We start from the raw sequence: 3732 nt of genomic DNA, 5'->3' as shown, positions 1-3732 counted from the left end.
TCCGCGATGGCCCGCACGATCGACAGGCCGAGGCCCGCGCCGCTGCCCCGGGTGCCGCGCCGGGAGGTGCCGCGCCGGAACCGCTCGAAGATCACATCGGCGTCCTGCGGCTGCACACCGGGGCCCGAGTCGGCGACGTACAACTCGACGCGGCCGCCGGTGACGCGCGAGCCGATACGGATCGACTGGCCGGGGACGGTGTGCTGCACGGCGTTCTGCGCGAGCTGGACCATCGCCTGGGTGATGCGCTGCGGGTCCAACTGGGCTTCCCCGTCGGCGACTTCGGCCAGTTCCCAGTGGCGGTCGCCGAGGGTGCGGGCCTTGACGAAGACGTCGGCGGTGAGTTCGGCGAGCTGCACCGGCTCGGGGGTGACGAAGTCGGGGCGCTCGGCCTTGGCGAGCAGCAGCAGGTCCTCGACGATGCGGCTCATCCGGTCGAGCTCGTCGGTGACCAGCCGGACGGTCTCCTCGCGCTCGGCCGGATCGTCGCCCATCAGCTCCAGATGGCCGCGCACGATGGTGATGGGGGTGCGCAGCTCGTGACCCGCGTCGTCGACGAACTCGCGCTGGGCCGCGAAGGCACGTTCCAGCCGGTCGAGCATCGCGTTGAAGGTCTCCGCGAGTGCGGCGATGTCGTCGTGGCCGCGGACCGGGATGCGCCGGGCTAGGTCCTGCTCGGTGAGCTGGGCGGCGGCGGTACGCACCAGACGTACCGGCTTGAGGATGCGCCCGGCCACCACCCAGCCGATCCCCGTCGTCATCAGCAGCGCGACTCCGGAGATGGCGAGCAGGATGCGGAACACCTCGTCCACGCGGTCGTGCTCGCGTCCCGGGTGGAAGGCGACCACGAAGGCGGCCTCCGGTTCACCGCCGGAGCGGGCGATGGCGACCTTGGCCCACCGGACGTCCCCGGCGGCGCGTTGCAGCGTGCCGGTGGACCCGGCGGACTCGAAGATCTGCCGGCGGCCGGCCTCGTCCTCGTGCAGGGGAAGTCCCGCGGGGATCTCACGGTCCTGGACGAGCTTCGCCGGGGCCGCGTCCGGGCCGCCCGAGAGCAGCCCCATCAGCTCCTCGTCCGGATCGGCGTACTGCCGCTCCAGGAAGACCTTGAGCAGCCGCCCCGGCTCGGTGAACCGCTCCCCGGTGGCGGGGTCCACCCCCCGCTCCTCGAAGTTCGCGAACTCGCCCGCCTCCTGGGCGAGCAGCCCGCTCACGCGGGAGTCGACGTCCCGCAGGAGGATCGAACGGGTGGTCGTGGCCACGGCGGCGAGGGCGACGGCCATCACGAGCAGCAGCCAGAGCAGGATGCGGACCCGGGCCGAGATCCGCCGGCGCACGGGAACGGGATCGAGAGCGGGACCGGACATGGGTTCGGGGACGGGCTCAGCCGTCGTCCCCGGGTCCGTCGTCATCGTCATCGTCGTCACTCACCGGAGGCCGCGACACGACCTCGTCACTCGGCGTCGGAGTCGGCGTAGGAGAGGCGGTCGACGTGGGCGCAGCGGAGGGCGACCCACTCTCCAACTCCACCTTGGGCGGCACCTTCGGAGACTCCGGACTGTCGGTCAGGGCGTAACTGGTAGCGGCGATCCCCAGAGGAATCACCACCACAGCGGCAAGAGCCGCCATCCGATGAGAGAAAACCATGGCCCGATGCTGCGGGACCCACCGATGCCCCTGGATGAGCGCCGGATGAAGAACTCTTCATCCGGGCCGAGCCCCGTAGGGGGCGAGGGGAACCGCGCGCCCGGCCACAACGAAGCCGCAGCGGGCGAACGGCCTAATTGTCCAGCCCGATGGCAAACGCAGCCTCAAGATCATGCTGAGAGTACGTACGGAACGCCACATGCGTATCCGTCCCCTCCACCCCCGGAATCTTGCTGATCATCCCGGGAATCACATCCGCCAGATCGTCATGCGCCTTCACCCGAACCATGGCAATCAAGTCATACGTGCCGGTCACGGAGAACACCTCACTGACGGAGTCCAGCGCGGCGATCGACTCCGCGATCTCAGGGATCCGGTCCACGCTGGTCTTGATGAGCACGATCGCGGTGATCACGGCTGGTTTTCTCCCTCGGTGGCCCATGGCTGGGTTTTCACCTTACTCAGCCTCACGGCCGGGAGTCTTTTCGGCCGGGGGTCCGGGGGTTGTCCCCCGGGAGAACAGAGCAGCCGTACGTCCATACCGGACCCACGCGTAGAGGAACCCCGCCGAGAACCCCAGCAGATGCGCCAGATACGCCACCGCGGGCCCCTGGGTCGCGCGGCTCGCCGCCATCCACTGGAGGGACACCCAGAAGGGCAGGACCACCCAGGCCGGAAACCGCAGCGGCAGGAAGAAGAGGAACGGAAAGAGACTGGTCACCCGGGCTTTGGGGAACAGGTAGAGGAACGCACCGAGGACCGCGGAGATCGCCCCGGACGCGCCGACCAACGTCTGCGCGGAGTCGGAGTGGGCGGCCGCGTAGCCGAACAGGGCGAGGTAGCCACAGCCCAGATAGAAGAGGGCGAACGCGAAGTGGCCCATCCTCTCCTCGGCCATCGCCCCGAAGACATAGAGGAAGAGCATGTTCCCCAGCAGATGCAGCCAGCTGCCGTGCACGAAGAGGGCGGTGGCCGGAGTGACGGCGGCCCGCGGTGTCCCCTCGAACAGTTCGACGGGCACCACGCCCCAGCGCTCGAAATAGGCCCGCTGTGCGGAAAGGAGCTCGTCGCCGGTGCCGTACGCGGGACTGAGGCCCGAGCCCGGCCCGATCACGAAGACCAGACAGCACAGGGCGATCAGTCCGTAGGTCACCGGAGCGGACTGACCCCGGACCGCCCTGACTGCCCTCTCGACGGGCCTACCCCAGTTGCCGATCATGAGCAGAGCATGACGTAACGGGACCGAACCGCACAGAGCGCCTCGCCGCTCCCGGTGGACGGGCGTCGAGTACCCGCCAGGCCTTAGGGTTACGAGCCACACGCTCCAGGGAACCTGGTGCGGCATGAGGACTCAGGAAAGTGAGCGACTGCAACGATGACGGTACCCCTGCCGACCGCCGAGACCCGGTGGCGCTGCACGCTCTGCGGAAACCTCACGCGATTCGACGTGACGCGTTCGTCGAAGGTCGTCGAGTACGTGCATCTGGACCTGGCCGGGGAACCGAAGATCGAGGAGCGCGAGGTGGTCAGTGAGACCATCGAGTCGGTGCGCTGTCGCTGGTGCAACGCGGTGGATCAGGTGGAACTGGTGGACAGGCCGGGCGCCGGCTCCTGACAGGAGCGGGCCCCGCACGGACGATGGGGTGAAGGATGGTGGAGACCACCACGGGCGGGGAGCCGGACGACGGCGCCGCCGAGGTGCTCGACCGTCCGCTGCCCGACGGCGTGCGCCGCAGGGTCGTACAGATCGTCTCGGACGGTTTCGGCGGCCTGACCGTGGCCGAACTGCCCGTACAGCTGCGGCAGTACGCCCGGTTCGCCCCCAATCGCCGTGCCAAGTTCGCGGGCAACGCGATGGCGGCCGCCCTGGAGACGGACCCACTTTTCAGACAGCGTATCGCCGAGAAGCTCAGAGAGGCCCAGTCTGAGCTGACCGGCGCTCTCGGCTCCGGCTCGCCGCCCCCGGCCGCGGACCCGCTGGACGTGGCGGCCGCGGCCTATGTGCTGCGCCCCCCGGGCTGGGTGAAGCTGGTGACCGCCGCCGGCGAGGAGGCCCTGCGCGCGGACGCCGAGCGCGCCGACGAG

The 3732-nt window shown here is 69.6% G+C and carries 5 protein-coding genes and 1 pseudogene; 2 read left to right on the top strand and 4 right to left on the bottom strand.

Features of this window, described 5'->3' with window-relative positions; genetic code table 11:
- The 4 genes from O3Q52_RS50385 to O3Q52_RS50375 all read right to left on the bottom strand — a co-directional run.
- Nucleotides 1-1367, bottom strand: a 1367-nt coding sequence (locus tag O3Q52_RS50385) for a cell wall metabolism sensor histidine kinase WalK (RefSeq protein ID WP_269655128.1), incomplete at its 3' end; no start/stop codon positions are given.
- Nucleotides 1368-1383: 16 nt separating this feature from the next.
- Nucleotides 1384-1647, bottom strand: coding sequence for a small secreted hydrophilic protein (locus tag O3Q52_RS54320; RefSeq protein WP_332113023.1), 264 nt, complete (start codon nt 1645-1647; stop codon nt 1384-1386).
- A 133-nt stretch (nt 1648-1780) separates the two neighbouring features.
- The gene (locus tag O3Q52_RS50380) at nt 1781-2062 is read right to left on the bottom strand and encodes an Lrp/AsnC family transcriptional regulator (RefSeq protein ID WP_055615922.1); all 282 of its coding nucleotides are present in this window, start codon (nt 2060-2062) and stop codon (nt 1781-1783) included.
- Between the two features lie 42 nt (nt 2063-2104).
- Nucleotides 2105-2866, bottom strand: coding sequence for a rhomboid family intramembrane serine protease (locus tag O3Q52_RS50375; RefSeq protein WP_269655127.1), 762 nt, complete (start codon nt 2864-2866; stop codon nt 2105-2107).
- Nucleotides 2867-3022: 156 nt separating this feature from the next.
- On the opposite strand from O3Q52_RS50375, the gene O3Q52_RS50370 reads away from it, so the two are divergent.
- Together O3Q52_RS50370 and O3Q52_RS50365 are read left to right on the top strand one after the other, a co-directional pair.
- On the top strand, nt 3023-3262 hold the full coding sequence (locus O3Q52_RS50370) for a hypothetical protein (RefSeq protein ID WP_055615920.1): 240 nt from the start codon (nt 3023-3025) through the stop codon (nt 3260-3262).
- A 35-nt stretch (nt 3263-3297) separates the two neighbouring features.
- A pseudogene (locus tag O3Q52_RS50365) lies at nt 3298-3732 on the top strand (RNA-binding protein); the annotation flags it as partial.

Source organism: Streptomyces sp. ActVer, assembly GCF_027270795.1.
GTDB classification, from domain to species: Bacteria; Actinomycetota; Actinomycetes; order Streptomycetales; family Streptomycetaceae; genus Streptomyces; species Streptomyces umbrinus_A.
Note: the sequence above shows the minus strand (reverse complement) of the source record. Positions and strands in the feature narration are given on the sequence as shown.